Annotated in this window: 1 protein-coding gene; it reads right to left on the bottom strand. The window is 33.2% G+C overall.

Annotated elements, in window-relative coordinates; genetic code table 11:
- Window positions 1-122: 122 nt before the first annotated feature.
- The gene (locus ACWG42_RS14925; protein WP_455793358.1) at window positions 123-1325 is read right to left on the bottom strand and encodes an IS110 family RNA-guided transposase; all 1203 of its coding nucleotides are present in this window, start codon (window positions 1323-1325) and stop codon (window positions 123-125) included.
- Window positions 1326-1393 lie beyond the last annotated feature (68 nt).

The raw sequence follows: 1393 nt of genomic DNA, 5'->3' as shown, positions 1-1393 counted from the left end.
TACAAAAAAATTAGTTAATAAAAGTCAATATAAAATTGAATAAATTAATCATTATGAAAGTTCCGCGACAAAAACACCGATTTCTTATCGGTTTTTTGAAAAAATATGATATAGTAATTATGTTACTGATATATGCAACCAGTTTTACACATGCCATAAATTACTCTTAATAATTTATTGGCACTCGCAATTACTGCGGCATTAGAATTCATTGGATTCTCTTGCTGCGTTTTTTTATGGTAATAATTTTTAATACTTGTCTCTTTTGTTGTTTTTCGTATCATACATTTTACGGCTGTATATAATAACGTTCGCAGGCGCTTGTTTCCTCTTTTAGATATCCTGTAATGATATCCATCGTTCTTTCCTGATTGATAAATGATTGGTTCTATTCCTGTATAGGCAATCAACTGTTTAGGGCCTCTAAATCGCTCAATATCTCCTATCTCTGCTAGAATTCTTGCGGCAAGATTTTCTCCAATTCCAGGGATGCTTAACAACACAAGATAGTTCGGCATTTCTTGAGCTAGATCAATCATTCTTTCTAATGTTACTTTTACTAAATTTTCATAATATTCCACTTGTTCTATCGCGCTTTTTAAAATCAGTACATTCACATCATCAACTCTGCACCCAGATATTGTATTCCTTGCTAAATCAATGACAGCTATTGTTTTACTCTTTATCCAGTTTTCTCTATGTTTTGTATGTTTCTTCAAATAAGCTGTGATCGTTTCCGCTTTTTTGTTTTCAATCATTTCAGGATGTGGATACTTTTTAATAATTGCTAATGAGATATCACTATACAGATTCGAGAAAAAACTGTCATAGCCTGGAAATACGATTTCTAATATTTCATTCATGCTTACTTTGCATTTACGCAGATGTCCCAATAATGACTCATAATGTCGGCTCATTTGCTGTAAAGAATAGTAGGTATCTTCTGCTCTATGGCTGTCATTTAGTTCACAGTTATAATATACCTTTGCGATTGTTGTACAGTCTGCCTTATCAGTTTTAATGCTCCTCAGACTTTGCTTTCTGAATCGCGCTGAGAGTAGTGGTGATATCATATGATATGGGATATTATTTTGCTCCAGATAGTTCTGTAAACCTCTATGGTACACCCCAGTTGCTTCAAAAACTACATACACATCTTTCTCGTACTTTTCTTTCATTTCATGCTGTAATACTTTGATCTTTTGAAATCCTCTTAAATCATGCTTTATCACAAATACTTTGCGATGAATCGTCATTGGATCAATAAAACTCCCTACATGACTTTCTCCTTTTGATACATCGATACTGATACATAATTCTTTCAATTGCATTTCCTCCTTCTTTGCCTTTTTGCCTTGGGTTTCCTTTTTTCATCAGTCCTATTTTCGTTGTT

It is taken from the genome of Amedibacillus sp. YH-ame10 (assembly GCF_053848885.1).
The sequence above is the reverse complement of the archived record's forward strand: the minus strand, read 5'-3'. Positions and strand labels throughout refer to the sequence as shown.